Source organism: Thalassospira sp. MCCC 1A01428 (genome assembly GCF_002115825.1).
Lineage (GTDB): Bacteria > Pseudomonadota > Alphaproteobacteria > Rhodospirillales > Thalassospiraceae > Thalassospira.
The window spans coordinates 1-21,060 of the sequence record NZ_JFJZ01000036.1 but is presented as its reverse complement, the minus strand read 5'-3'; the positions used below and the strand labels follow the sequence as shown (position 1 = coordinate 21,060).

34 protein-coding genes are annotated in these 21,060 nt (G+C 54.4%); 1 reads left to right on the top strand and 33 read right to left on the bottom strand.

Annotated features, from left to right (window positions below; translation table 11 throughout):
• Positions 1–72 precede the first annotated feature (72 nt).
• Positions 73–330, top strand: a complete 258-nt coding sequence (locus tag THS27_RS20305) for a hypothetical protein (protein WP_085593894.1) — start codon at positions 73–75, stop codon at positions 328–330.
• 66 nt (positions 331–396) lie between these two features.
• Here THS27_RS20305 and THS27_RS20300 read toward each other — a convergent pair whose 3' ends face one another.
• The 33 genes from THS27_RS20300 to rpsJ all read right to left on the bottom strand — a co-directional run bounded on the left by THS27_RS20300 (position 397) and on the right by rpsJ (position 20,925).
• Positions 397–1,467 (bottom strand): RluA family pseudouridine synthase, encoded by a 1,071-nt coding sequence (locus tag THS27_RS20300; protein ID WP_085593892.1) that lies wholly within the window; start codon positions 1,465–1,467, stop codon positions 397–399.
• Positions 1,464–1,856 (bottom strand): fluoride efflux transporter CrcB, encoded by a 393-nt coding sequence (gene crcB, locus THS27_RS20295; protein ID WP_085593890.1) that lies wholly within the window; start codon positions 1,854–1,856, stop codon positions 1,464–1,466. The genes THS27_RS20300 and crcB overlap by 4 nt, the downstream gene beginning before the upstream one ends.
• A gap of 389 nt (positions 1,857–2,245) precedes the next feature.
• Positions 2,246–2,767, bottom strand: a complete 522-nt coding sequence (locus THS27_RS20290; protein WP_168184955.1) for a DUF1499 domain-containing protein — start codon at positions 2,765–2,767, stop codon at positions 2,246–2,248.
• Between the two features lie 195 nt (positions 2,768–2,962).
• Positions 2,963–3,568, bottom strand: coding sequence for an FMN-dependent NADH-azoreductase (locus tag THS27_RS20285; protein ID WP_085593886.1), 606 nt, complete (start codon positions 3,566–3,568; stop codon positions 2,963–2,965).
• 103 nt (positions 3,569–3,671) lie between these two features.
• Entirely contained in the window at positions 3,672–4,982 is a 1,311-nt protein-coding gene (locus THS27_RS20280; protein ID WP_085593884.1) for a replication-associated recombination protein A, read from the bottom strand.
• 90 nt (positions 4,983–5,072) lie between these two features.
• Positions 5,073–6,494, bottom strand: a complete 1,422-nt coding sequence (locus THS27_RS20275; RefSeq protein WP_246833044.1) for a DegQ family serine endoprotease — start codon at positions 6,492–6,494, stop codon at positions 5,073–5,075.
• Positions 6,495–6,906: 412 nt separating this feature from the next.
• Positions 6,907–7,335, bottom strand: a complete 429-nt coding sequence (rplQ, locus tag THS27_RS20265) for a 50S ribosomal protein L17 (protein WP_085593878.1) — start codon at positions 7,333–7,335, stop codon at positions 6,907–6,909.
• A gap of 173 nt (positions 7,336–7,508) precedes the next feature.
• Entirely contained in the window at positions 7,509–8,525 is a 1,017-nt protein-coding gene (locus tag THS27_RS20260) for a DNA-directed RNA polymerase subunit alpha (protein WP_085593877.1), read from the bottom strand.
• A 118-nt stretch (positions 8,526–8,643) separates the two neighbouring features.
• Entirely contained in the window at positions 8,644–9,036 is a 393-nt protein-coding gene (gene rpsK, locus THS27_RS20255; RefSeq protein ID WP_085585060.1) for a 30S ribosomal protein S11, read from the bottom strand.
• A gap of 15 nt (positions 9,037–9,051) precedes the next feature.
• Positions 9,052–9,420, bottom strand: a complete 369-nt coding sequence (rpsM, locus tag THS27_RS20250) for a 30S ribosomal protein S13 (protein WP_085593876.1) — start codon at positions 9,418–9,420, stop codon at positions 9,052–9,054.
• Positions 9,421–9,540: 120 nt separating this feature from the next.
• The gene (locus tag THS27_RS20245) at positions 9,541–10,185 is read right to left on the bottom strand and encodes an adenylate kinase (protein ID WP_085593875.1); all 645 of its coding nucleotides are present in this window, start codon (positions 10,183–10,185) and stop codon (positions 9,541–9,543) included.
• Positions 10,186–10,217: 32 nt separating this feature from the next.
• Entirely contained in the window at positions 10,218–11,564 is a 1,347-nt protein-coding gene (gene secY / locus THS27_RS20240; RefSeq protein WP_085593874.1) for a preprotein translocase subunit SecY, read from the bottom strand.
• Positions 11,565–11,645: 81 nt separating this feature from the next.
• The gene (gene rplO, locus THS27_RS20235; RefSeq protein ID WP_085593873.1) at positions 11,646–12,134 is read right to left on the bottom strand and encodes a 50S ribosomal protein L15; all 489 of its coding nucleotides are present in this window, start codon (positions 12,132–12,134) and stop codon (positions 11,646–11,648) included.
• A 28-nt stretch (positions 12,135–12,162) separates the two neighbouring features.
• Complete coding sequence (gene rpmD, locus THS27_RS20230) at positions 12,163–12,357, bottom strand: 50S ribosomal protein L30 (protein WP_073953866.1); 195 nt, start codon at positions 12,355–12,357, stop codon at positions 12,163–12,165.
• A gap of 6 nt (positions 12,358–12,363) precedes the next feature.
• Complete coding sequence (gene rpsE, locus THS27_RS20225; protein ID WP_085593872.1) at positions 12,364–12,948, bottom strand: 30S ribosomal protein S5; 585 nt, start codon at positions 12,946–12,948, stop codon at positions 12,364–12,366.
• A gap of 11 nt (positions 12,949–12,959) precedes the next feature.
• The gene (rplR, locus tag THS27_RS20220; protein WP_085585074.1) at positions 12,960–13,307 is read right to left on the bottom strand and encodes a 50S ribosomal protein L18; all 348 of its coding nucleotides are present in this window, start codon (positions 13,305–13,307) and stop codon (positions 12,960–12,962) included.
• A gap of 11 nt (positions 13,308–13,318) precedes the next feature.
• Positions 13,319–13,852, bottom strand: a complete 534-nt coding sequence (gene rplF / locus THS27_RS20215) for a 50S ribosomal protein L6 (RefSeq protein WP_085593871.1) — start codon at positions 13,850–13,852, stop codon at positions 13,319–13,321.
• A gap of 14 nt (positions 13,853–13,866) precedes the next feature.
• Positions 13,867–14,265 (bottom strand): 30S ribosomal protein S8, encoded by a 399-nt coding sequence (gene rpsH, locus THS27_RS20210; RefSeq protein WP_085593870.1) that lies wholly within the window; start codon positions 14,263–14,265, stop codon positions 13,867–13,869.
• Positions 14,266–14,277: 12 nt separating this feature from the next.
• A complete protein-coding gene (gene rpsN / locus THS27_RS20205) occupies positions 14,278–14,583 on the bottom strand; it encodes a 30S ribosomal protein S14 (protein ID WP_085593869.1) in 306 nt (101 codons plus the stop codon).
• Between the two features lie 13 nt (positions 14,584–14,596).
• Positions 14,597–15,136 carry a 50S ribosomal protein L5 gene (rplE, locus tag THS27_RS20200; RefSeq protein ID WP_085585082.1) on the bottom strand — a complete coding sequence of 180 codons (540 nt, stop codon included), beginning with the start codon at positions 15,134–15,136 and terminating at the stop codon, positions 14,597–14,599.
• 11 nt (positions 15,137–15,147) lie between these two features.
• The gene (rplX, locus tag THS27_RS20195; protein ID WP_085593868.1) at positions 15,148–15,465 is read right to left on the bottom strand and encodes a 50S ribosomal protein L24; all 318 of its coding nucleotides are present in this window, start codon (positions 15,463–15,465) and stop codon (positions 15,148–15,150) included.
• On the bottom strand, positions 15,465–15,833 hold the full coding sequence (gene rplN / locus THS27_RS20190) for a 50S ribosomal protein L14 (RefSeq protein ID WP_085585086.1): 369 nt from the start codon (positions 15,831–15,833) through the stop codon (positions 15,465–15,467). The genes rplX and rplN overlap by 1 nt, the downstream gene beginning before the upstream one ends.
• A gap of 34 nt (positions 15,834–15,867) precedes the next feature.
• The gene (gene rpsQ / locus THS27_RS20185) at positions 15,868–16,101 is read right to left on the bottom strand and encodes a 30S ribosomal protein S17 (protein WP_007091498.1); all 234 of its coding nucleotides are present in this window, start codon (positions 16,099–16,101) and stop codon (positions 15,868–15,870) included.
• A gap of 26 nt (positions 16,102–16,127) precedes the next feature.
• Positions 16,128–16,328 carry a 50S ribosomal protein L29 gene (gene rpmC / locus THS27_RS20180; protein ID WP_073953857.1) on the bottom strand — a complete coding sequence of 67 codons (201 nt, stop codon included), beginning with the start codon at positions 16,326–16,328 and terminating at the stop codon, positions 16,128–16,130.
• 6 nt (positions 16,329–16,334) lie between these two features.
• Complete coding sequence (gene rplP, locus THS27_RS20175) at positions 16,335–16,754, bottom strand: 50S ribosomal protein L16 (RefSeq protein ID WP_073953856.1); 420 nt, start codon at positions 16,752–16,754, stop codon at positions 16,335–16,337.
• Between the two features lie 12 nt (positions 16,755–16,766).
• Positions 16,767–17,453 (bottom strand): 30S ribosomal protein S3, encoded by a 687-nt coding sequence (rpsC, locus tag THS27_RS20170; protein WP_085593867.1) that lies wholly within the window; start codon positions 17,451–17,453, stop codon positions 16,767–16,769.
• Complete coding sequence (gene rplV, locus THS27_RS20165) at positions 17,453–17,833, bottom strand: 50S ribosomal protein L22 (RefSeq protein WP_085585092.1); 381 nt, start codon at positions 17,831–17,833, stop codon at positions 17,453–17,455. The genes rpsC and rplV overlap by 1 nt, the downstream gene beginning before the upstream one ends.
• A gap of 2 nt (positions 17,834–17,835) precedes the next feature.
• Entirely contained in the window at positions 17,836–18,114 is a 279-nt protein-coding gene (rpsS, locus tag THS27_RS20160; protein WP_008892178.1) for a 30S ribosomal protein S19, read from the bottom strand.
• Between the two features lie 16 nt (positions 18,115–18,130).
• Positions 18,131–18,958, bottom strand: a complete 828-nt coding sequence (rplB, locus tag THS27_RS20155) for a 50S ribosomal protein L2 (RefSeq protein ID WP_085593866.1) — start codon at positions 18,956–18,958, stop codon at positions 18,131–18,133.
• 3 nt (positions 18,959–18,961) lie between these two features.
• Positions 18,962–19,264, bottom strand: coding sequence for a 50S ribosomal protein L23 (locus tag THS27_RS20150; protein ID WP_073953852.1), 303 nt, complete (start codon positions 19,262–19,264; stop codon positions 18,962–18,964).
• On the bottom strand, positions 19,261–19,881 hold the full coding sequence (rplD, locus tag THS27_RS20145) for a 50S ribosomal protein L4 (RefSeq protein WP_085585098.1): 621 nt from the start codon (positions 19,879–19,881) through the stop codon (positions 19,261–19,263). The genes THS27_RS20150 and rplD overlap by 4 nt, the downstream gene beginning before the upstream one ends.
• 5 nt (positions 19,882–19,886) lie before the next feature.
• On the bottom strand, positions 19,887–20,600 hold the full coding sequence (gene rplC / locus THS27_RS20140; protein WP_085593865.1) for a 50S ribosomal protein L3: 714 nt from the start codon (positions 20,598–20,600) through the stop codon (positions 19,887–19,889).
• 16 nt (positions 20,601–20,616) lie between these two features.
• Positions 20,617–20,925 (bottom strand): 30S ribosomal protein S10, encoded by a 309-nt coding sequence (gene rpsJ / locus THS27_RS20135; RefSeq protein ID WP_007091508.1) that lies wholly within the window; start codon positions 20,923–20,925, stop codon positions 20,617–20,619.
• Between the last annotated feature and the right edge of the window lie 135 nt (positions 20,926–21,060).

The following is a 21,060-nucleotide window of genomic DNA, read 5'->3' as shown; positions in this document are numbered from 1 at the left end:
TAAACAGCACTACGATTTATTAGATTTTCATTGTATAATAAGGCGTGGCCCCGAAAACGAGGGGAGGAAACCATGCTTACCCTGAAGGACTGCTTTGACTTTAGCGACCTTAACGAAGACGAAATCTGCGCTATTGCCGAATGTGAACATATCCCGATTATCAGTGCGCTTGAAGAAGGCGAAAATCTGGTTCACAGCGTACATGGACGCCAGCGCATCGCCAACATGTTGCTGCAACGCGCCAAGGAATGCGACCTGCGTGGCATGGATGTCCACGCCACGCAGCTAAGATGCATTCATCAGGCCTTTATCAACCGGTTTGCCCCGTAACAAACGGCCATATGCATATGTAAAAATTCCGGGGCAAGCCGTTTGTAACAAACAGCAGACAGGCCATTACCGCCGGGATTCTTCCCGGCGGAATGGTTTTTTCTCTTTTTCGCGGTGAATTTCGGGTGTCAAAAACTTGGTGGCTGTTTTCGCATCGAAATTTAGCGTTTTCATGCTCTCGCTAAAATGCGCAGGCACCGGTGCCTCGATAATCACGCGATAGCCCGTTACCGGGTGCGGAAAATCGATTGCGCGGGCATGAAGATGCATCTGATTGGACAAACCATCGCGAAAGGCCTTGGTGCCCCCGTATTTGCCATCTCCCAAAATCGGGCAGCCGATGGCCTCGCAATGGGCGCGCAACTGGTGTGTTCGCCCGGTCAATGGTGATAAGGCCAGCCATGCGGCCTTGCGCCCGGCGCGGGCCAACTGACGATAAATCGTCTGTGCCGATTTACCTTCCTTGGTATCGATCACCATTTTTTCACCGCTCTTGCCGCCCTGTTTGGCCAGCGGGGCGTCAATCAGGCCTTCGCGCTCGTCGGGTGCTCCCGAAACCAGCGCCCAATACAGCTTGCGTGTGGTTTTGTCTTTAAATGCCCGGGTCAGGGATGCCGCCGCCGAGGCCGAACGGGCCAGCAACAACACACCACTGGTATCTTTATCAAGGCGGTGAACCAGCTTGGGCCGTTCCTTGCTATCAAGTTTCAGCGCATCTAGCATACCGTCGATATGCAGGGCGGTATTGGTGCCCCCCTGCACGGCCAGACCTGCCGGTTTATTGATCGCCAGAACAACTTCATCATAAAACAGCACGGAATCACGCAATGCCTGCAAGTCTTCCTCGCTGGCATCAACGCGCGCAGGGCCGGTTTTAACGCGCGGCTCATAACCGCCTTCGCGCCATGCGGTCTCGCCGCCACCTGACATAACAGGGGCTGGTGGCACCCGAATTTCCTGGCCCGTCTCAACCCGCTGGTTGGCCTTGGCGCGTTTGCCATCCACACGGATTTGTCCGCCGCGCAAAAATTTCTGGACCTGACCAAATGTAAATTCCGGGCAGTTGCGCTTGAACCAGCGATCCAGGCGAAGTTCCGCCTCGTCCGCCTTGACCCGACGCAGGGTAACACCGCTCATTGGACGGCTCCTCGTACTAATGCCATTGCCCCGAACAGGGCGGAAATGCCAACAAAAACCGATACTGTGACATAAAGGGCCGCCAGCGCGAAGCTGCCGCGCTCGTATAGCGTCGCAACATCCAGGGAAAAGGTCGAAAACGTGGTAAACGCCCCTAAAAACCCTGTAATAACAACTGCGCGAATTTCAGGCCCTATCGAAAATTTAAGTGCGCCCAGCTCAATTACCAGTCCCATAATGAACGAACCGATAATATTGACGGCAAAGGTACCCCACGGAAACCCATGCCCCAGGGCTGCGTTAAACCAGCCTGAAACAACATAACGCGACATCGCGCCCAACGCCCCGCCAAGGGCAACACAGGCAAAAATAATCGGTGAAAATTGCATGGCCGGGAAGCTAGTCCTTCATTGTTCAAATGTCACATGCGAAAACCGCACGGGCGACAAGCACCTTCGCACGGATCAAATGAAATGAAACCGTTCCTGCGCATCTGCCCCGTTGCCAACATGCCATAACCGGCGCAAAAGCGGCGTGCGCAGCCCCGGATGTATCAGAGGATGGCAATTCAGGCAATATGATCGTCATAATTCAGGCTGCAAGGCCCGATAAACCCCGATTTATTGCCAGTTGGCCGCCAAAACCATTCAACAAATGCCATTGGCGAGGCCATATAGCATCAGGCTATTCAAAATAGCACCGCAAACGACAAGGCCGGATCTGGCCGTGCATCGGGATCAAGTATTTGTCGCAGACCACCGTTATCTGAAGTGGAATTTTAATTTGCAGCCTTTGGCCGGGTAATTTCGGCAAGCTGGCCAAGCAGCTTTTTCAGGCGGGCTTCATTCGTCCCAAAATCATCGGCACCATAAACTGACCGGCTATATCCCAAAAGCTGGCTGGTATTGTCTTCAACCGGGGTCGCCTGCAAATCAACCCAGTCGGGAAAGCGGAAAACCGGGCTGCGAAAAACAAGGCGCAAATGCAGGGTTTCACCATTACGGAAGGTCACCTTGCCGCCCATCGGCGCCACGACTTCCTCGATCCGGCTAAAAAGCTGGGCGGCACTAACGGGGAAAACCGGGCTTTCAACCTTGCGAATAGCCGGGGGACAATGATTACCACCACATACCAGATAAAAATTGGGTTGGGCAGGCAAGACCATTTCCGGCGAAAAGCGGGGAATTTCGGGTTCCCCTGCGGGCAGCATTGAATCAAGCAACCCGCTAAATCGTACGCCTGCAAATGTCAGGCCTACAACCGCCACAAGCCACATCATCAAAATTACAAACCGCGACACACATATCCCCTTGTCTCTTCCCCGAGTACCGGCACACTTTGCCAGATAGCCCGTTAGAACCAAAGGATATTCAACGACAATGGCTGCAAAAACAAAAGACCGGCGCATGAACACGCCGGTCTTTCACATCAAATGCAACGCACGAGGGAATTAGACGCGGGAAACGTTACGTTACATTCCGTCGTCAATTGCGTGTCAGGCTGCGACAGGCAATGCCACAGCGTCCACATTGGCAAGTGCCGTTGCCATTGCCTTTTCTGCGTCAATCGCAAAACCCGATGCTTCAACAACCGTCACATCGGTAATCCCGATAAAGGCCAGAAACTGTTTCATATACGGGGTGGCGAAATCGGCCGGGCTGTTCACCGGAACGCCGCCAGTTGCGACAACCAGATAGGCCTTTTTACCAGTCAGCGCGCCGACCGGGCCATTTTCGGTGTAATTAAAGGTTACGCCAACACGGGCAACCATGTCGTTCCAGGCTTTCAGGGTCGACGGAATGGCGAAATTATACATCGGCACCCCGATAACCACGGTGTCTGCGGCCTGCAATTCGCCAACCAGGGTATCGGAATTTGCCAAAAGGGCCTTTTGTGCGTCACTACGGCTATCGGCCGGGGTGTAATAAGCGCCAACAACGTCGCCGCTAAGCGCCGGCGCCACATTGGCATTCAACACCCGCGAGGTCACCGATGCCGATGAATCAGCGGCTTTAATACGTTCAATAAGTTTCAGGGCCAACTGGCGGCTTTTGGAATTTTCGCCGTTTACAGACGGATCGATATGCAAAATAGTGCTCATGGGGAAAGTCTCCAGACTGAATATGTTGTTATGGGCACACCATAGCAATTTCCAGAAACCAGACTATCCTTCCACTACGCACATGTTTGTTTCCGTTTTTTATCTAATCATCCGAAGCACGTTTTTGCCGTTCCCGACGCAAACGGGCAAAATAATCCACGCGCTTGCGTAAATCGCGTTCAAACCCGCGTTCAACCGGTTCATAAAATTGCTGCCGGCGCATACCTTCGGGGAAATAGTTTTGCCCGGAAAAACCGTCTTCCTGATCATGGTCATAGGCATAACCCGTGCCATAACCAATTTCTTTCATCAGTTTGGTGGGCGCATTCAGGATATGCGATGGCGGGGTTAATGACCCGGTATCTCGTGCGATTTTGGCCGAACGGTTATAAGCGTTGTAACCGGCGTTGGATTTTGGGGCGAGTGCCAGATAAATCACCGCCTGCCCCAGGGCCAGTTCGCCCTCGGGGCTGCCCATGCGTTCATAACTTTGCCACGCCCCCAGGCACATTTGCTGCGCTTGCGGGTCGGCCAGGCCAATATCCTCGATGGCCATGCGCAATAATCGCCGGGCGACATATTTCGGGTCTTCGCCGCCGGCCAACATCCGGTTAAACCAGTATAATGCGGCATCCGGGTCCGATCCGCGCACCGATTTATGCAGCGCACTGATCAGGTTATAATGGCTGTCATCACCCTTATCATAAATTGGTACACGTTTTTGCACCACACGCGACAGTTCGGCAACGCCAAGCGGCCCATCATCACTGGCAGGCAACATAAATAGTTCTTCGGCCATATTAAGCAAATAACGCCCATCACCATCGGCCATGGCACGCAGGGTAATCCGGGCTTCATCGGTTAAAGGCAATTCAAAGCCCATTTCGGCTTCGCTGCGTTTTAACAATTCTTCCAGTGCCGGGTCATCAAGGCGCTTTAACACCAAAACCTGGCTTCGCGACAATAACGCTGCATTAAGCTCGAATGACGGGTTTTCGGTGGTCGCCCCGATCAGGGTGATGGTGCCATCTTCCACATAGGGCAAAAAGCTGTCTTGCTGGGCCTTGTTGAAACGGTGAATTTCATCGACAAATAACAGGGTACTGGCCCCGGTAGCCCGCCGACCGCGCGCACGCTCGAACACCTTGCGCAAATCGGCAACACCGGAAAAAATAGCTGAAAGCGGCTCAAACGCCATATCGGCAATATCGGCCATCAGGCGGGCCAGCGTGGTTTTACCACAGCCCGGCGGCCCCCACAGAACGACCGACGGCACACGCCGGGTTTGTGTCATCCGGGTCAGCGGACCATCATCACCAAACAGATGATCCTGCCCCACCACCTCGGTCAGCTTGCGCGGGCGCAGCCGATCTGCCAACGGGCGGGCAACCTGACTTTCAAACAACGATACCATGCCTGCCTTTTAACCTTTCGCACCTCAATGTGCGCATATTTATGGGGTGTCCCGAAGAAATTACACGCCGGAACACGCGGTATCATTATCCTACAACGTATAATCCGCTGTCAGGATTTTACCGTCGCGCTTGACTGCGATAGACCAGTTACGGCCTTTTTCACCCTTGCGCAGGGCTTTTTTCAAATCATCAACGCTGCCGATACGTGTTTTGTTCACTTCGGTAATTAAATCACCCGGTTTCAGCCGCGCCTGCCGCGCCAAACTGTTACCTGGCACCTCCAGAACAATAACACCGGTGATCAGGGTATCAATGCCCAGTTCATCGGCCAATGCCGGGTTCAGATTGGCAACTTTTGCCGACCCAAACGGGTTCCGACCACCAATAACGGTTTCGTCACGTGCCGGGGTTTCGGGTGCAACCTCCAGCGGAACCGATATATCCTGCTTTTTACCATCCCGTAAAACCGTTAAAACAGCATCGCCCGCTGCCTCCAGCGTTGCAATGCGAAACCGAAGGCCATTGGGGTCGTCGACCTCAAGCCCGTTTACCGCAATAACAACATCACCGGCTTTCAGGCCAGCCCGGCTAGCCGGGCTTTGTGGATGTACCGCATTAATCAAAACACCGCCGGGACGTTCAAGTTCCAGCGACCGGGCCAAATCGGCAGTTACGGTCTGCCCCGATGCGCCTAGCCATGGCCGGCGCAAATCGCCGCTGATCAGGCCACGCATGACAACCTTGACCATATTCACCGGAATGGCAAAACCAATACCGTTTGACCCGCCTGATTTGGTGAAAATTGCCGAATTAACCCCCACCAGATCACCGTTCATGTCAATCAGCGCCCCGCCCGAATTACCAGGGTTAATCGCCGCGTCTGTTTGAATGAAAGACTGATAATCCTGCCCGGTAACACCGGCGCGGGCCAACGCGGAAACAATACCGCTGGTTACGGTCTGACCCACACCGAACGGGTTACCGATGGCCAACACCAGATCACCGACTTCGACATCATCAGAATCGCCCAGTTTCAATGTGGGCAAGGCATCCTGCACATCAATCAGCTTAAGAACGGCAAGGTCGGTGCGTTCATCAGCACCAACAAGTTTGGCGTCGAATTCTCGCCGGTCATGCAGCACAACACGAATTTCACTGGCACCGTCAATGACATGCCGGTTGGTCACAATTGTGCCATCTGGCGACACAATCACCCCGGAACCAAGGGACCGTTCAATACGCTGGCGCGGCGCCCCGAACGCCCCGCCAAACCGGTTCCCAAAAAACTGGCTGAAAAACGGGTCGTTCATAAAAGGATTGGCCGGGCGCGAAGTCACCACCTTTTTGGTAAAAATATTTACCACCGTGGGTGCCGTTTGTTTGACCAGCGGCGAAAACGACATTTTGATTTCGGCATCACTTGTCGGCAATCGCCGTTCGGATGCGGCGGCCTGATGATGCAATCCCCCTGCCAGCACTGCCATCCCCATTGACAGTACCAACGCGAACATTCCGATCTTTTTTGCCTGCACGTTTCTCTCTTCCATGCTTGAGATGGGTGGTTTTCAAATCCTGTGATGGTCTGTGCATCGTCTGTCCGTGCGGGCGGACAGTTTGTTTTAACGGATCATTTTCCGCCCGTCCGGCACTTGGACAGCAACCGGAACAACAGACGGAAAAAGCACCGCCAATTCACATTGGTTTTGAAAACCCTGGGACCCAAAAGATTTAGGCCCAAAACCCGGCGCCCGCAACCACCGACCGCCAACAACGCCAAATCTGCACCAATAACCTTGATGTTTTACCATGCCGACATCCACACCGGCCCCTTATCGCGGATCTCAACCAATAGCGAAAAGGCATAAAAAAACGGACGGTGCCAAAAGCACCGCCCGTCTGTTTCTTAGGCCAAGGTAACCGGACTTATTCGTCCGAACCTTCGGCTTCGCCCTCTGCTTCGAGGCGGGCGCGGTCTTCTGCGCCTTTTGCTTCCGGGTCACGATCGACAAGTTCGATCAGTGCAACGGGAGCCGCATCGCCGTAACGGAAACCGGCTTTAAGAACGCGGGTGTAACCACCACTACGGTCTTTATAGCGCTCAGCAATAACGCTGAACAGCTTGGAAACAGCCGTTTCGTCACGCAGGGTCGAAAGCACCTGACGGCGTGCATGCAGGTCGCCCCGCTTGCCCAGCGTAATCAGTTTTTCGACATACGGGCGAAGATCTTTGGCCTTCGGAAGAGTCGTCTTGATCTGTTCGTGAGTGATCAACGAAACAGCCATGTTGGCAAACATTGCCTTACGATGGGACTTCGTCCGATTAAGTTTACGGCCTTGCATACCGTGACGCATGGGAACTCTCCTTCTGGCTTGGCTTCGCGCGCGAAACCGATTGTGAAACCGTAACGCCACCCTGAAACCAGGTCATGCACGTACGGTGTGGGCAATTACGCCCGATCAGGATTTTCATCCTGTGCTGGACCGCAGAATGCGTTCCATATCGACCCGAAGGCCGAAGGCCCGTCCTAGAACGGGTCTTCGAACTTGCGTGCCAGATCTTCGATATTTTCGGGCGGCCAACCGCCGACTTCCATCCCGAGATGCAGACCCATCTGAGCCAGAACATCCTTGATTTCGTTCAGCGACTTACGACCAAAGTTCGGCGTACGGAGCATTTCTGCTTCGGACTTCTGAACCAGATCACCGATGTAAATGATGTTGTCGTTCTTCAGGCAGTTTGCCGAACGAACAGACAGTTCAAGTTCATCAACCTTACGCAGCAGGTTTTTGTTGAACGGCAGTTCGTCTTCTTTCTTCTCTTCGACAACCGCTTCGGGTTCTTCGAAGTTCACGAACAGCGACAACTGGTCCTGCAAAATACGCGCAGCAAGGGCGACCGAATCTTCCGGGGTAACCGAACCGTTGGTTTCAACAGTGATCGACAATTTGTCGAAATCGGTATCCTGGCCAACACGGGTATTTTCAACCTTGTAAGCGACCTTGCGGATCGGGCTGAAAATGGCATCAATCGGAATCAGGCCAATCGGTGCATCAGCAGAGCGGTGCGCAGTCGCAGCAACATAGCCCTTGCCGATTTCAACGGTAAATTCGATGTTGAGCGTTGCACCATCGTCAAGGTGGCACAGCTCAAGACCCGGGTTGAGGATTTCGATATCCGCACCGGTTTCAATCTGACCCGCGGTAACGGCACCAGGGCCGGTCGCCTTCAGGGTCATTTTCTTCGGACCTTCGGCATGCATACGCACGCCCAGGGTTTTAATGTTCAGGATAATGTCGGTGACATCTTCCCGGACCCCGGGAATTGACGAGAATTCGTGCAAAACGCCATCGATCTGGATTGCAGTAACCGCTGCCCCCTGGAGGGATGACAGCAGAATGCGACGCAGCGCGTTGCCCAGGGTCTGACCAAAACCGCGCTCCAGCGGTTCAGCCACGATCGTACCGACGCGGCTGGCGTCCGTACCCGGGGTAACATCAAGCTTTGTCGGCTTAATCAGTTCCTGCCAGTTCTTCTGAATCACGAGACCCACCTTCGCAACTGGAGCCTAGGGTAATGTGAGGTGCAACGCACCCCAACGAGAAACGCGAACAGGCCCGGTCTCCCGGGCCTATACGCGGGTCGTCCGCAGATCGGCGCGATTAGACGCGACGACGCTTGCGCGGACGGCAACCATTGTGCGGAATCGGCGTCACGTCTTTGATCGACGTGATGTTAAAGCCGACAGCCTGAAGCGCACGCAAAGCCGATTCACGTCCCGAACCCGGGCCTTTGACTTCGACTTCAAGAGTCTTCATTCCGTGTTCAGCGGCTTTTTTACCAGCGTCTTCAGCAGCCATCTGGGCTGCATAAGGCGTGGATTTACGCGAACCACGGAAACCCATGCCACCAGCAGTCGACCAGGCAATGGTGTTGCCCTGAACGTCGGTGATGGTAACCATGGTGTTATTGAAGGTTGCGTTTACGTGGGCGATGCCGTTCGTAATATTCTTACGTTCGCGGCGACGCACACGAGTCTGAGGTGCTTTTGCCATAATCGTTCCCCTACCTTACTTCTTCTTGCCAGCAATCGGCTTAGCCGGGCCCTTACGGGTGCGGGCATTGGTGTGGGTACGCTGACCATGCACCGGCAGACCGCGACGATGACGCAGGCCACGATAGCAGCCCAGATCCATCAGACGCTTGATGTTCATTGCGGTTTCACGACGCAGATCGCCCTCAACGACGTAATCGGCATCGATTACTTCGCGAACACGCAGAACCTGATCGTCGCTCAGCTGGTGAACACGCTGTTGCGCTTCGATACCAGCTTTAGAGCAAATTTCTTTAGCTTTCGCCGGACCAATACCGGTGATGTAGGTAAGCGCAATCACGACGCGCTTGGCAGTCGGGATATTTACGCCAGCAATACGAGCCACTGTGTGAGACTCCTGTTTCCTGTTAACAAACCCTGCGGCAGATCCAGTGGGGCCAATCGCAGACGCCAAGCGGGCCAGCTAACGCCAACCCGCAAAGCAATAAGCAACCAGCCCGGGAAATTACCCCAGGATGGCTTCAATCTCGCGCGTAACTTCGTCGATTTCGGCCATGCCGTCAACTGTTTTCAGCTTTCCATCATTTTCGTAGTACGGAATGATGGGGGCTGTCTGCCTGTGATAGGCTTCCAGTCGGGACGTAACCGTTTCGGCGTTGTCGTCTGCACGACGCTTAAATTCGGTGCTGCCACAAACGTCGCAAACACCTTCGACCTTGGGTTTCTGAAATTCGTCATGATACCCCTGCCCGCATTTGGCACAGGTAAAGCGGCCAACAACACGACGTACAAGTGCCGCATCATCCACACGCAATTCAACAACGTAATCCAGCTCAAGACCTTTTTGTTCCAGCATCACATCCAGGGCTTCCGCCTGGGCTGTGGTACGTGGAAATCCGTCCAGAATGAAACCGCCTTTGGTATCATCCTGGTCAAGACGTTCGGAAATCAGACCGATCATAAGATCGTCGGATACAAGATTCCCTGCATCCATGACTTCCTTTGCTTTTTTGCCCAGCTCGGTACCGGCAGCAACTGCTGCACGCAGCATGTCACCGGTAGAAAGCTGAATCATCCCGCGACCCGTTTCAAGCCGTTTGGCCTGGGTCCCTTTGCCGGCACCGGGCGGGCCGAGTAGGATAATGTTCATCGTTACCCCCTGATAGTCGCGCGGCACCTTTCTTAGCGGCGGCGTCCACGCAGTTTCGATTTCTTGATCAGGCCTTCATACTGATGGGCCAGCATGTGCGACTGAATCTGTGCAACAGTATCCATGGTTACCGTGACAACGATCAGTAAGCTAGTACCACCAAAGTAGAATGGCACCGACCATTCCGCGATCAGCAATTCTGGCAGAATACACACAAAAGCCAGATACGCGGCACCCAAAACCGTCAGGCGGGTCAGAATAAAATCAAGATGTGCGGCCGTATTTTTGCCAGGGCGAATACCCGGTATAAAACCGCCATGTTTCTTGAGATTGTCAGCTGTATCGTCCGGATTGAACACAACAGCCGTATAAAAGAACGAGAAGAACACGATCAGCGCAATATAAAGAGCGATATAAAGCGGCTGTCCACGACCGAGAACGGCGGTCACGCTCGTCAGCCAAGCCGGGGCATCAGCACCTGCCGTGAACTGCGCAACAGACAGAGGCATCAGCAGCAAAGAACTTGCAAAAATCGGCGGGATCACACCAGCGGTGTTGATCTTGAGCGGCAGATGCGAGCTTTGCCCTTCCATCACCTTCATGCCAACCTGGCGTTTCGGGTACTGGATCAGAACCCGGCGCTGCGCACGTTCCATAAAGACGATAAAGGCGATAACACCAACGGCCATCACAATGATGCCGACAATAACCAGCGCCGACAAGGCACCAGTACGACCCAGTTCAAGAGTCCCGGCAATGGCACGCGGCAGATTGGCAACAATCCCGGTGAAAATGATCAGGGAAATACCATTACCAATACCACGCTGGGTAACCTGTTCGCCCAGCCACATCAGGAACATTGTACCGCCAACCAGCGTTACAACAGCAATGACACGGAAGAACATCCCCGGGTCATGAACCGCAGCACCGCTGGATCCTGACATGCTTTCAAGCCCGACAGCAATGCCCCAGGCCTGTACAGTCGCAATGACCAGCGTCAGATAACGGGTATATTGATTAATTTTTTTACGACCCTGCTCACCCTCTTTTTTATATTGCTCAAGAGCGGGTGAAACAGTCGTCATCAACTGAATGATAATAGATGCCGAGATGTAGGGCATGATGTTCAACGCGAAGATCGTCATGCGGCTTAATGCGCCGCCTGCGAACATGTCAAACATGCCAAGGACACCACCCGCATTCTGCCGGAATATATCAGCAAGAATGGACGGATCCACGCCGGGAACAGGAATATAGGTCCCCAGACGGTAAACAATAAGCGCCCCCAAAGTGAACCAGATACGCTTTTTAAGCTCAGTCGCCTTGGAAAAGGACGACCAGTTCAGGTTCGCGGCAAGCTGCTCGGCGGCCGATGCCATGCACTCATCTCCCAATACACTAAAACCGGAGGGTCCGGGCCCATGCAAGATGGAACCGGACCCTCACGTCGTTACAGAGGCTTACTCTGCGGTTTCGTCTGCGGCAGCTGCCGGAGCCAGAACCGTAACCGAGCCGCCGGCTTTCTCGACAGCTTCAATAGCTGACTTGGAAGCACCGGTGATTTCGATCGCGAGTTTCGCCTTAAGTTCGCCCTTTGCGAGCAGACGCAGGCCGTCTTTCTGCGGACGGGCCAGGCCTTTTTCCACGAGGATGGCGATGGTGACATTTGCACCTTCTTCAAGCACACCGTTATCAACGGCGGTCTGAAGGGTACCCAGGTTAACCACACCATATTCCTTGCGGAACGGGTTTTTAAAGCCACGTTTCGGAAGGCGGCGATAAATCGGCATCTGCCCGCCTTCGAAACCGTAAATCGCTACGCCGGAACGGGACTTCTGACCCTTCTGACCTGCGCCAGAAGTTTTGCCTTTGCCCGAACCAATGCCGCGACCAACACGGGTGCGCGCTTTGCGGGCGCCCGGGTTATCAGCAAGTTCGTTGAGTTTCATCAATCAACACCTTTTCGATCTGGGCCAATCAGGCCTCGTCCACACGGACGAGGTGTTTGACCTTGGCGATCATTCCGCGAACAGCCGGAGTATCTTCCAGCTCACGAGTCCGGTGCATCTTGTTGAGACCAAGACCGACCAGCGTTGCACGCTGGTCTGCCGGACGTCCAATCGGCGACCCGGTCTGGGTAACGCGAACGGTCGCTTTTTTGCTAGCAGCCATATCGAATTACTCCTTTTCGAGCGCAGCCGCGGCAGCCGTAGCTGCTGCTGAACCGCTATCGCGACGGGCAACGATATCGCCAACCTTCAGACCGCGCTTGGCCGCTACCTGACGCGGTGAAGCGCCATTGACCAGAGCGTCGAGGGTTGCACGGATGACGTTGTGGGGGTTGTTGGACCCGGTGCACTTGGCAACCACGTCCTGAACACCCATGGTTTCGAAAACCGCGCGCATTGCACCACCGGCAATAATACCGGTACCGGCGGGAGCCGAACGAAGAAGAACGCGACCTGCACCGAAATGACCGTTAATGTCATGGTGAAGGGTACGACCTTCGCGCAAGGGAACGCGGATCATGTTACGCTTGGCTGCTTCGGTAGCCTTGCGGATCGCTTCGGGAACTTCACGGGCTTTACCCGTGCCGTAGCCGACGCGACCGCGCTGGTCACCAACGACAACCATTGCGGAGAATGCAAAACGACGACCGCCTTTGACCACCTTCGCGACGCGGTTGATACCAACCAGCTTGTCAACGAGTTCAGTCTCTTCGCGGTTTTTCGGCGCTTGCTGTTGATTTTGGTTACGTGCCATGGTCGTGCTCCTTAGAAGTCCAGACCGCCCTCACGGGCGGCATCGGCCAGAGCTTTCACCCGGCCATGGAACAAATACCCGCCACGATCGAAAACGACCGTTTTGACACCAGCGGCAACAGCACGTTCGGCAATCGCCTTGCCAACCAACACAGCTGCATCGGCGTTTCCGCCTTTATCACCGTTCTCACGCGACGAAGCGGAGGCAATAGTGGTGCCTGCCAGATCGTCGATGATTTGCGCATAGATGTGCGCGTTCGAACGGTGAACGCTGAGGCGCGGGCGACCGGCCGCTTTCTGGCGGATCGCAAAACGAACGCGGCGCTTGCGACGTTCGAAAAGGTTTCTCGCGTTGTTCATCGTGCCAGTCCTTACTTCTTCTTGCCTTCTTTGCGCAAGATATACTCGCCTTCGTAACGGACACCCTTGCCTTTGTAAGGCTCCGGACCGCGCCAGCCGCGGGCATTTGCCGCAAACTGACCAACGAGCTGTTTATCTGCGCCAGAAATGGCGATAAGGGTCGGCTTTTCGGCAACAACAGAAATACCGGACGGAATGTCCATTTCTACGTCGTGCGAAAAACCAAGCTGCAGAACCAGTTTGTTACCCTGGACCTGGGCACGGTAACCAACACCGGTGATTTCAAGCTTGCGGGTGAAACCTTCCGAGACACCGGCAACCAGGTTGGCGATGTTGGCACGGGTGGTACCCCACAGCGCGCGAGCGCGCTTGCTGTCATTGTTCGGTTTTACCCAGATCTGATTATCTTCCTGGGTAACGGTTACATCCGAGGTCAGGTTCAGGCTGAGCTCACCGAGCTTGCCTTTTGCACTGAATACTGCTTCGGTCAGGTTGATGGATACGCCGTTAGGCACAGCCACCGGATTTTTTCCTACTCGCGACATCGTTGGCCCTCTCCTTAGAATACCTTGCAGAGGATTTCGCCGCCGACATTTTGCTCGCGAGCCTCCTGATCCGAAAGAACACCCCTCGGAGTAGAAAGAACAGCGATACCGAGACCGTTATATACCTTCGGAAGATCTTTGATCTTCGAATATACACGACGACCCGGGGTCGAGACGCGGTCGATCTGCTTGATTACGCCATTGCCTTCAAAATATTTGAGTTCAATAGCAATCTCGCTGACGCCCTTGCGAATTTCACTGACAGAATAACCGCGAATAAACCCTTCGCGCTGGAGAACGTCCAGCACGCCGAGACGCAGTTTGGAAGCCGGCGAGACAACGTTGGACTTGCCAACGCGCTGACCGTTACGGATACGCGTGAGCATATCGCCTACGGGATCAGTCATAGACATGTGATGTCCTCCTTACCAGCTGGACTTCACCATGCCCGGGATCTGACCACGCGAAGCAAGTTCACGCAGAGCGATACGGGACAGGCGGAATTTACGATAGACCCCACGCGGACGACCCGAAACCAGGCAGCGAATACGCTGACGGTTCGGAGCCGAGTTGCGGGGCAGCTGGGCAAGTTTCATCACAGCAACGACACGATCTTCAAACGAAGTCTCGCGGTTGTCGATGATCGACTTCAGGGCAGCACGCTTGTTGGCATACTGCTTTGCCAGACGCTCGCGTTTAAGCTCGCGCTGGACGGCACTTTTCTTGGCCATGGGCCAACCTCCGTTAGTTTCCGAACGGAAGATCAAAACCCTTAAGAAGGGCCAGAGCTTCACCGTCGGACTTAGCCGTGGTACAAATGATGATATCCATCCCGCGAGCCGAGTCGGCTTTGTCGTACTCGACTTCGGGAAAGACGAACTGTTCCTTGAGGCCCATGGCAAAGTTGCCACGACCATCGAAGGATTTCTTGTTCAGACCGCGGAAGTCACGAACGCGCGGAAGCGCGATCGTCACGAGACGATCCAAAAATTCGAACATACGGTCGCGACGCAAGGTCACTTTACAACCGATATTCATGCCTTCACGCAGTTTGAAAGCCGCAACGGACTTCTTCGCTTTGGTAAAGACAGGTTTCTGACCGGTGATGGCCGCGAGATCCGCAGCGGCACCTTCCAGCTTTTTGCGATCCTGGGTGGCGTCGCCGACACCCATATTGATCACGATCTTTTCAAGGCGCGGAATCTCCATAACATTCTCGTAAGAGAATTCTTTCTGGAGTGCATCACGCACCACTGACTTGTAATGTTCGCGCAGGCGCGTCATTTTTCCGTCCCTCAGTTGTCGATGACTTCGCCGCTGAGCTTCGCAACGCGAACCTTGCGACCATCATCGAGGGTCTTGAAACCGACGCGGGTCGGCTTGTTTTCTTTCGGATCAACAATCGCGATATTGGAAACGTTAATTTTCGCTTCCTTCTCGACGATACCACCGGTGTCAGAGCCGGACGCACGCTGGTGACGCTTCACCAGGTTAACGCCCTGTACCAATACCTTATTTTCGGTCGGGAAAGCGGCGATAACTTCGCCGGTTTTACCCTTGTCTTTACCCGTCAGAACAATAACGCGATCACCCTTTTTAATTTTGGCAGCCATTACAGCACCTCCGGAGCGAGCGAAATGATCTTCATGTAACCACGCGAACGAAGTTCACGGGTTACCGGGCCGAAAATACGTGTACCGATCGGCTCACCGTTGTTGTTGATCAACACGGCTGCGTTGCGGTCGAAACGGATCGCAGACCCGTCAGAGCGGCGAATTTCCTTTGCGGTCCGAACGATGACAGCTTTGTGAACTGCACCCTTCTTAACACGACCGCGCGGGATGGCTTCCTTGACGGAAACCACGATAACATCACCAACATTGGCGGTTTTACGCTTCGAGCCGCCCAGTACCTTGATGCACTGGACACGGCGAGCGCCGCTGTTGTCGGCGACGTCCAGATTGGACTGCATCTGGATCATGGGTTTACCCCTTGACTATAATTGGGCTGAGGACTCACTCCTCGACCACTACTTCCCAAGACTTCAATTTCGAGATCGGCCGGCATTCGCGAATACGAACGACGTCACCCGTCTTGAAGCGGTTCTCTTCATCATGCGCGTGGAATTTCTTCGACTTGCGCACGTACTTTTTATACAGCGGGTGCATGACCTGGCGTTCCACACGGACCACCACAGTCTTGTCGTTTTTGGTCGAAACGACTGTCCCCTGCAATACACGCCTCGGCATGTGTCTTAACTCCTATGCGTGTCCTGTTAGGCCGCGCTGGCACCCTTCTCGTTTCCGAGAAGGGTTTTGATGCGGGCAATATCACGACGGACCTGACGGACCCGCGCAGTATTTTCGAACTGACCGGTCGCCTGTTGGAATCGCATGTTAAACGACTCCTTCCGTAGATCGAGCAGCATTTCTTTCAGTTCATCGGCGCTTTTAGCGCGGAGATCAGCAACTTTCATCACTAATTACTCCCCTTCACCAAGACGCGTGACAAACTTGGTCTTGATCGGCAGCTTAGCCGAAGCGAGCTCGAAAGCCCGGCGTGCAAGATCCAGCGGAACACCGTCGAGTTCAAACATAATCCGACCGGGTTTGACGCGGGCTGCCCAATATTCGACAGAACCCTTACCTTTACCCTGACGAACCTCGGCAGGCTTTTGCGAAACCGGCAGATCCGGGAAAACACGGATCCACACCCGACCTTGACGGCGGATGTGACGAGTGATCGCGCGACGAGCCGCTTCGATCTGACGCGCCGTTATACGCTCCGGTTCCAAGGCTTTCAAGCCATAAGCGCCGAAATTAAGATCCGTGCCACCTTTTGCTTCGCCTTTAAGGCGTCCCTTATGGGCTTTACGGAACTTTGTGCGTTTCGGAGAAAGCATCTTTCTATCTCCTTACTTGCGGCCAGAACCAGCCGACTCGAGCGCACGGCGCTCGGAAGCCAACGGATCATGAGCCATGATTTCGCCCTTGAAGATCCAGACCTTCAGACCGCAAACACCATAGGTGGTGTGTGCTTCAGAAGTGCCGTAATCGATATCCGCACGCAGCGTGTGCAACGGAACCCGACCTTCACGATACCATTCGGTACGAGCAATTTCAGCCCCGCCGAGACGCCCGGCAGCGTTGATCCGAATACCACCAACGCCAAGGCGCATGGCATTCTGAACCGACCGCTTCATGGCGCGACGGAAGGAAACGCGACGCTCAAGCTGCTGGGCGATGTTGTCAGCGACCAGCTTTGCATCGACTTCCGGCTTGCGGATTTCGATGATGTTAACCTGCACTTCGGCATTTGCCAGCTTCTGCAGATCATTCTTGAGCTTTTCGATGTCCTGGCCCTTTTTGCCGATCACAACACCCGGACGGGCACTGTGGATCGAAATCCGGGCTTTTTTGGCAGGACGTTCGATAATCACCTTGGAGACGCCTGCTTGTTTCAGACGTTCCATGATGAATTTGCGGATTGCCAGATCTTCGTGAAGAAGACCGGCGAAATCAGCCTTGTTGGCGTACCAGCGGGAATCCCAGGTACGGTTGATGCCAACGCGCAGGCCGATCGGATTAACTTTCTGACCCATTATTCGGCCCCCTCACGTTCGCAAACAACGATGCGGATGTTGGAGAACGGCTTAATGATCTTGCCAACGCGACCACGTGCACGGGCACGCCAGCGTTTCATCACAAATGCCTTACCAACAGACGCCTCTTTTACGTACAGACGGTCGACATCAAGCTGGTGGTTGTTTTCGGCATTCGCAATTGCCGACTCCAACAACTTCTTGACGTCATTCGAAATACGCTTGTTGGAGAAGGTCAGTTCTGCCAAAGCAGTTTCTGCCTTCTTCCCACGAATCGACTCGGCGACGAGGTTGAGCTTACGCGGGGAAATGCGTACTGCCCGGAGCGAAGCCGCAGCCTCGTTATCCGCCAGCCGACGGATGTCAGCTTTCTTGCCCATCGTTACTTCCTCTTCGCCTTTTTGTCGGCCGCATGACCATAATAGGTCCGGGTCGGCGAGAACTCACCGAACTTGTGACCAATCATGTCTTCGGTCACGAGTACCGGAAGGAACTTCTGGCCATTGTAAACCCCAAAAGTGAGGCCTACGAATTGCGGCAAAATCGTCGAGCGCCGCGACCAGGTCTTAATTACCTCATTCCGGCCAGAGGCACGGACTGTATCGGCTTTCTTAAGAAGGTATCCATCTACAAACGGACCCTTCCAAACGGAACGCGCCATTGTCTAGCCTCCTCCGTTAGCTCTTATGACGACGGCGCATGATGAGCGCGTCAGTCTTTTTGTTCGAGCGGGTGCGTTTACCCTTGGTCGGCTTGCCCCAAGGCGTAACCGGGTGACGACCACCCGAAGTACGGCCTTCACCACCACCATGCGGGTGATCGATCGGGTTCATGGCAACACCACGAACCGACGGACGCTTACCAAGCCAGCGATTACGGCCAGCCTTACCAAGATTCGTATTTTGCTGGTCCTGGTTGGACACGGCACCAATGGTCGCCATGCATTCACCACGAACCAAACGCACCTCACCGGAGGACAGCTTAAGCTGGGCGTAACCCTGGTCCTTACCGACGAGCTGCACATAGGCGCCTGCCGACCGTGCGACCTGTCCACCTTTACCGGCTTTCAGTTCGACGTTATGGACAATGGTACCGACCGGAATATTCTTCAGCGGTGCGGCGTTACCCGGCTTAATGTCTACGCGGTCGGAAGCGACAACCTTGTCGCCAACTGCGAGACGCTGCGGTGCGAGGATGTAGGCCAGCTCGTCATCGGAATAACGAACCAGGGCAATAAATGCCGTGCGGTTCGGATCGTATTCCAGACGTTCGACCGTACCGACGACGTCAAACTTGTTACGTTTGAAGTCGATGATGCGGTAACGACGCTTGTGACCACCACCGATACGACGTGCGGTGATACGACCAGCGTTGTTACGGCCGCCTTTCTTGCGCAGACCTTCGGTCAGCGCTTTGATCGGCTTGCCCTTGTGGAGATCGGAGCGATCGACAAGAACCAGCTGACGGCGACCAGGAGATGTTGGTTTAAACTTCTTCAAAGCCATGTCTTAGATTCCCGTCGTCACATCGATGGATTGACCCTCTTCGAGGGTAACCATCGCTTTCTTGAAATCACTCCGACGGCCGGCAGTACCACGAAAACGCTTGGTCTTGCCTTTCACCACTGAGGTGTTAACCGCCTTGACCTTCACCCCGAACAGACCTTCCACAGCAGCCTTGATTTCCGGCTTGGTGGCGTCGATAGCGACTTTGAACGCAACAGCGTTGTGTTCAGAAATCAGCGTCGACTTTTCAGTAATATGCGGGGCGCGGATGACTTCGTACATCCGCTCTTTGCTGATGATCGTCATTTGAGACGTGCCTCCAACGCTTCGACCGCACCCTTGGTCAGCACCAGGGTGTCACGGCGCAGGATGTCATAGACGTTGGCACCAACCTGCGGCAGAACATCAATCTGCGGGATGTTGCGCGCTGCGCGAGCAAAACCTTCGTTGACCGATGCACCGTCGATGATCAATGCCGATTTCCAGCCGAGTTTAGAGAAAACTACAGCCAGAGCCTTGGTCTTCGAATCCGAGAAGTCCGCATTATCAAGAACGATAAGTTTACCGTCCTTTGCTTTAGCCGACAAAGCCGTCTTCAGCGCGAGTTTACGGAATTTCTTGGTCAGATCATGCGAATGGTCACGAACGCGCGGACCATGCGCAACACCACCACCACGGAACTGTACAGCCTTACGGGAACCATGACGTGCACCGCCACTGCCCTTCTGCCGCACGAATTTTTTCGTGGTTGCGGAAATTTCGCTTTTTTCCTTGACCTTATGGGTCCCGGCGCGGCGCTTTGCCAACTGCCAGGTCACCATGCGGTGAAGGATGTCACGACGAACTTCCAGACCAAAGATCTCTTCTGCGAGATCAATATTGCCGGCGCTGGAAGCGTCCAGATTCAATACGTCGAGCTTCATGATGCTTATTCCTTATCCTCGGCGGCTGCTTCAGCAACCGGGGCAGCACCCTTAAGCGCGGCCGGGAACGGCAGACCTTCCGGTGCAACCCGCTTCACGGCATCCTTAACAAGGACATACGCACCCGAATGACCCGGAACAGCACCGTGCACCAGAACCAGACCTTTGGCTTCGTCGGTAGCGACGATTTTCAAGCTCTGGACGGTAACGCGGGCAGCACCCATGTGACCAGCCATCTTCTTACCTTTGAAGACGCGGCCAGGATCCTGGCACTGACCGGTGGAACCATGCGAACGGTGCGATACAGACACACCGTGCGACGCACGCAAACCACCGAAATTGTGACGCTTCATCGCACCGGCGAAGCCTTTACCGATCGAGGTACCGGTAACGTCGACATACTGGCCTTCAACGAAGTGAGCGGCTGAAAGTTCAGCGCCAACTTCAATCAGGCCGTCTTCGCTAACGCGGAATTCGACAAGCTTGGCTTTCGGTTCGACTTTTGCTTTGGCAAAGTGGCCACGCATCGGCTTGGACACGTTTTTAACTTTTGCCTTGCCGTAACCCAGCTGTACGGCAACGTAACCGTCGACGTCGTTGGTACGGTTCGCAACGACCTGAAGATTATCAACCTTCAGAACGGTCACAGGAATATGCACACCCTCGTCCGTGAAGACGCGGGTCATGCCGACTTTCTGGGTAATAAGTCCACTACGCATTGCGGCTTACTCCCGATTAAAGCTTGATCTCGACATCGACACCGGCAGCAAGGTCGAGCTTCATCAAAGCATCAACGGTTTGCGGAGTCGGGTCGACAATGTCGAGAAGACGCTTGTGCGTACGGATTTCGAACTGTTCACGTGACTTTTTGTCAATATGCGGAGACCGCAGAACAGTGTATTTTTCTATGCGGGTCGGCAGCGGAATCGGGCCGCGGACCTCTGCGCCAGTGCGCTTCGCCGTATTGACGATCTCGCGCGTGGACTGGTCCAGCACGCGATGGTCAAACGCCTTCAGGCGAATGCGAATGTTCTGACTATCCATGTAATTATGTACCGGAGCCCTCAAAAGGACACCGGCCCCTCAACTGGAGTTGACGATTGCCGCAAAAAGTATCGCGGGCGGCTTATGTAGCCGCCCGCGACACAAAGATCAAGGAAATTATTCAATGATCTTGGC

What these genes read in the sequence shown, in the direction of transcription:
- THS27_RS20280 (WP_085593884.1), bottom strand. Translation starts at nt 4,982, where the DNA reads ATGGTATCGTTGTTTGAAAGTCAGGTTGCCCGCCCGTTGGCAGATCGG.
- rpsQ (WP_007091498.1), bottom strand. Translation starts at nt 16,101, where the DNA reads ATGCCGAGGCGTGTATTGCAGGGGACAGTCGTTTCGACCAAAAACGAC.
- rplB (WP_085593866.1), bottom strand. Translation starts at nt 18,958, where the DNA reads ATGGCTTTGAAGAAGTTTAAACCAACATCTCCTGGTCGCCGTCAGCTG.
- secY (WP_085593874.1), bottom strand. Translation starts at nt 11,564, where the DNA reads ATGGCATCGGCCGCCGAGCAGCTTGCCGCGAACCTGAACTGGTCGTCC.
- rpsE (WP_085593872.1), bottom strand. Translation starts at nt 12,948, where the DNA reads ATGGCACGTAACCAAAATCAACAGCAAGCGCCGAAAAACCGCGAAGAG.
- THS27_RS20150 (WP_073953852.1), bottom strand. Translation starts at nt 19,264, where the DNA reads ATGACGATCATCAGCAAAGAGCGGATGTACGAAGTCATCCGCGCCCCG.
- rpsJ (WP_007091508.1), bottom strand. Translation starts at nt 20,925, where the DNA reads ATGGATAGTCAGAACATTCGCATTCGCCTGAAGGCGTTTGACCATCGC.
- rpsH (WP_085593870.1), bottom strand. Translation starts at nt 14,265, where the DNA reads ATGTCTATGACTGATCCCGTAGGCGATATGCTCACGCGTATCCGTAAC.
- crcB (WP_085593890.1), bottom strand. Translation starts at nt 1,856, where the DNA reads ATGCAATTTTCACCGATTATTTTTGCCTGTGTTGCCCTTGGCGGGGCG.
- THS27_RS20285 (WP_085593886.1), bottom strand. Translation starts at nt 3,568, where the DNA reads ATGAGCACTATTTTGCATATCGATCCGTCTGTAAACGGCGAAAATTCC.
- rplX (WP_085593868.1), bottom strand. Translation starts at nt 15,465, where the DNA reads ATGGCTGCCAAAATTAAAAAGGGTGATCGCGTTATTGTTCTGACGGGT.
- rplF (WP_085593871.1), bottom strand. Translation starts at nt 13,852, where the DNA reads ATGTCGCGAGTAGGAAAAAATCCGGTGGCTGTGCCTAACGGCGTATCC.
- rpsC (WP_085593867.1), bottom strand. Translation starts at nt 17,453, where the DNA reads ATGGGTCAGAAAGTTAATCCGATCGGCCTGCGCGTTGGCATCAACCGT.
- THS27_RS20305 (WP_085593894.1), top strand. Translation starts at nt 73, where the DNA reads ATGCTTACCCTGAAGGACTGCTTTGACTTTAGCGACCTTAACGAAGAC.
- rpmC (WP_073953857.1), bottom strand. Translation starts at nt 16,328, where the DNA reads ATGAAAGTTGCTGATCTCCGCGCTAAAAGCGCCGATGAACTGAAAGAA.
- rplC (WP_085593865.1), bottom strand. Translation starts at nt 20,600, where the DNA reads ATGCGTAGTGGACTTATTACCCAGAAAGTCGGCATGACCCGCGTCTTC.
- THS27_RS20300 (WP_085593892.1), bottom strand. Translation starts at nt 1,467, where the DNA reads ATGAGCGGTGTTACCCTGCGTCGGGTCAAGGCGGACGAGGCGGAACTT.
- rplR (WP_085585074.1), bottom strand. Translation starts at nt 13,307, where the DNA reads ATGAACAACGCGAGAAACCTTTTCGAACGTCGCAAGCGCCGCGTTCGT.
- rpsN (WP_085593869.1), bottom strand. Translation starts at nt 14,583, where the DNA reads ATGGCCAAGAAAAGTGCCGTCCAGCGCGAGCTTAAACGCGAGCGTCTG.
- rplP (WP_073953856.1), bottom strand. Translation starts at nt 16,754, where the DNA reads ATGCTTTCTCCGAAACGCACAAAGTTCCGTAAAGCCCATAAGGGACGC.
- rpmD (WP_073953866.1), bottom strand. Translation starts at nt 12,357, where the DNA reads ATGGCTGCTAGCAAAAAAGCGACCGTTCGCGTTACCCAGACCGGGTCG.
- rplV (WP_085585092.1), bottom strand. Translation starts at nt 17,833, where the DNA reads ATGGGCAAGAAAGCTGACATCCGTCGGCTGGCGGATAACGAGGCTGCG.
- THS27_RS20275 (WP_246833044.1), bottom strand. Translation starts at nt 6,494, where the DNA reads ATGTTCGCGTTGGTACTGTCAATGGGGATGGCAGTGCTGGCAGGGGGA.
- rplQ (WP_085593878.1), bottom strand. Translation starts at nt 7,335, where the DNA reads ATGCGTCACGGTATGCAAGGCCGTAAACTTAATCGGACGAAGTCCCAT.
- rplD (WP_085585098.1), bottom strand. Translation starts at nt 19,881, where the DNA reads ATGAAGCTCGACGTATTGAATCTGGACGCTTCCAGCGCCGGCAATATT.
- rpsS (WP_008892178.1), bottom strand. Translation starts at nt 18,114, where the DNA reads ATGGCGCGTTCCGTTTGGAAGGGTCCGTTTGTAGATGGATACCTTCTT.
- THS27_RS20245 (WP_085593875.1), bottom strand. Translation starts at nt 10,185, where the DNA reads ATGAACATTATCCTACTCGGCCCGCCCGGTGCCGGCAAAGGGACCCAG.
- rpsK (WP_085585060.1), bottom strand. Translation starts at nt 9,036, where the DNA reads ATGGCAAAAGCACCTCAGACTCGTGTGCGTCGCCGCGAACGTAAGAAT.
- rplN (WP_085585086.1), bottom strand. Translation starts at nt 15,833, where the DNA reads ATGATCCAGATGCAGTCCAATCTGGACGTCGCCGACAACAGCGGCGCT.
- rplE (WP_085585082.1), bottom strand. Translation starts at nt 15,136, where the DNA reads ATGACGCGCCTGCGCGAACATTACAAGTCAGTGGTGCGTGATGCACTC.
- rplO (WP_085593873.1), bottom strand. Translation starts at nt 12,134, where the DNA reads ATGAAACTCAACGAACTTGCTGATAACCCGGGCGCCCGCAAAGCGCGC.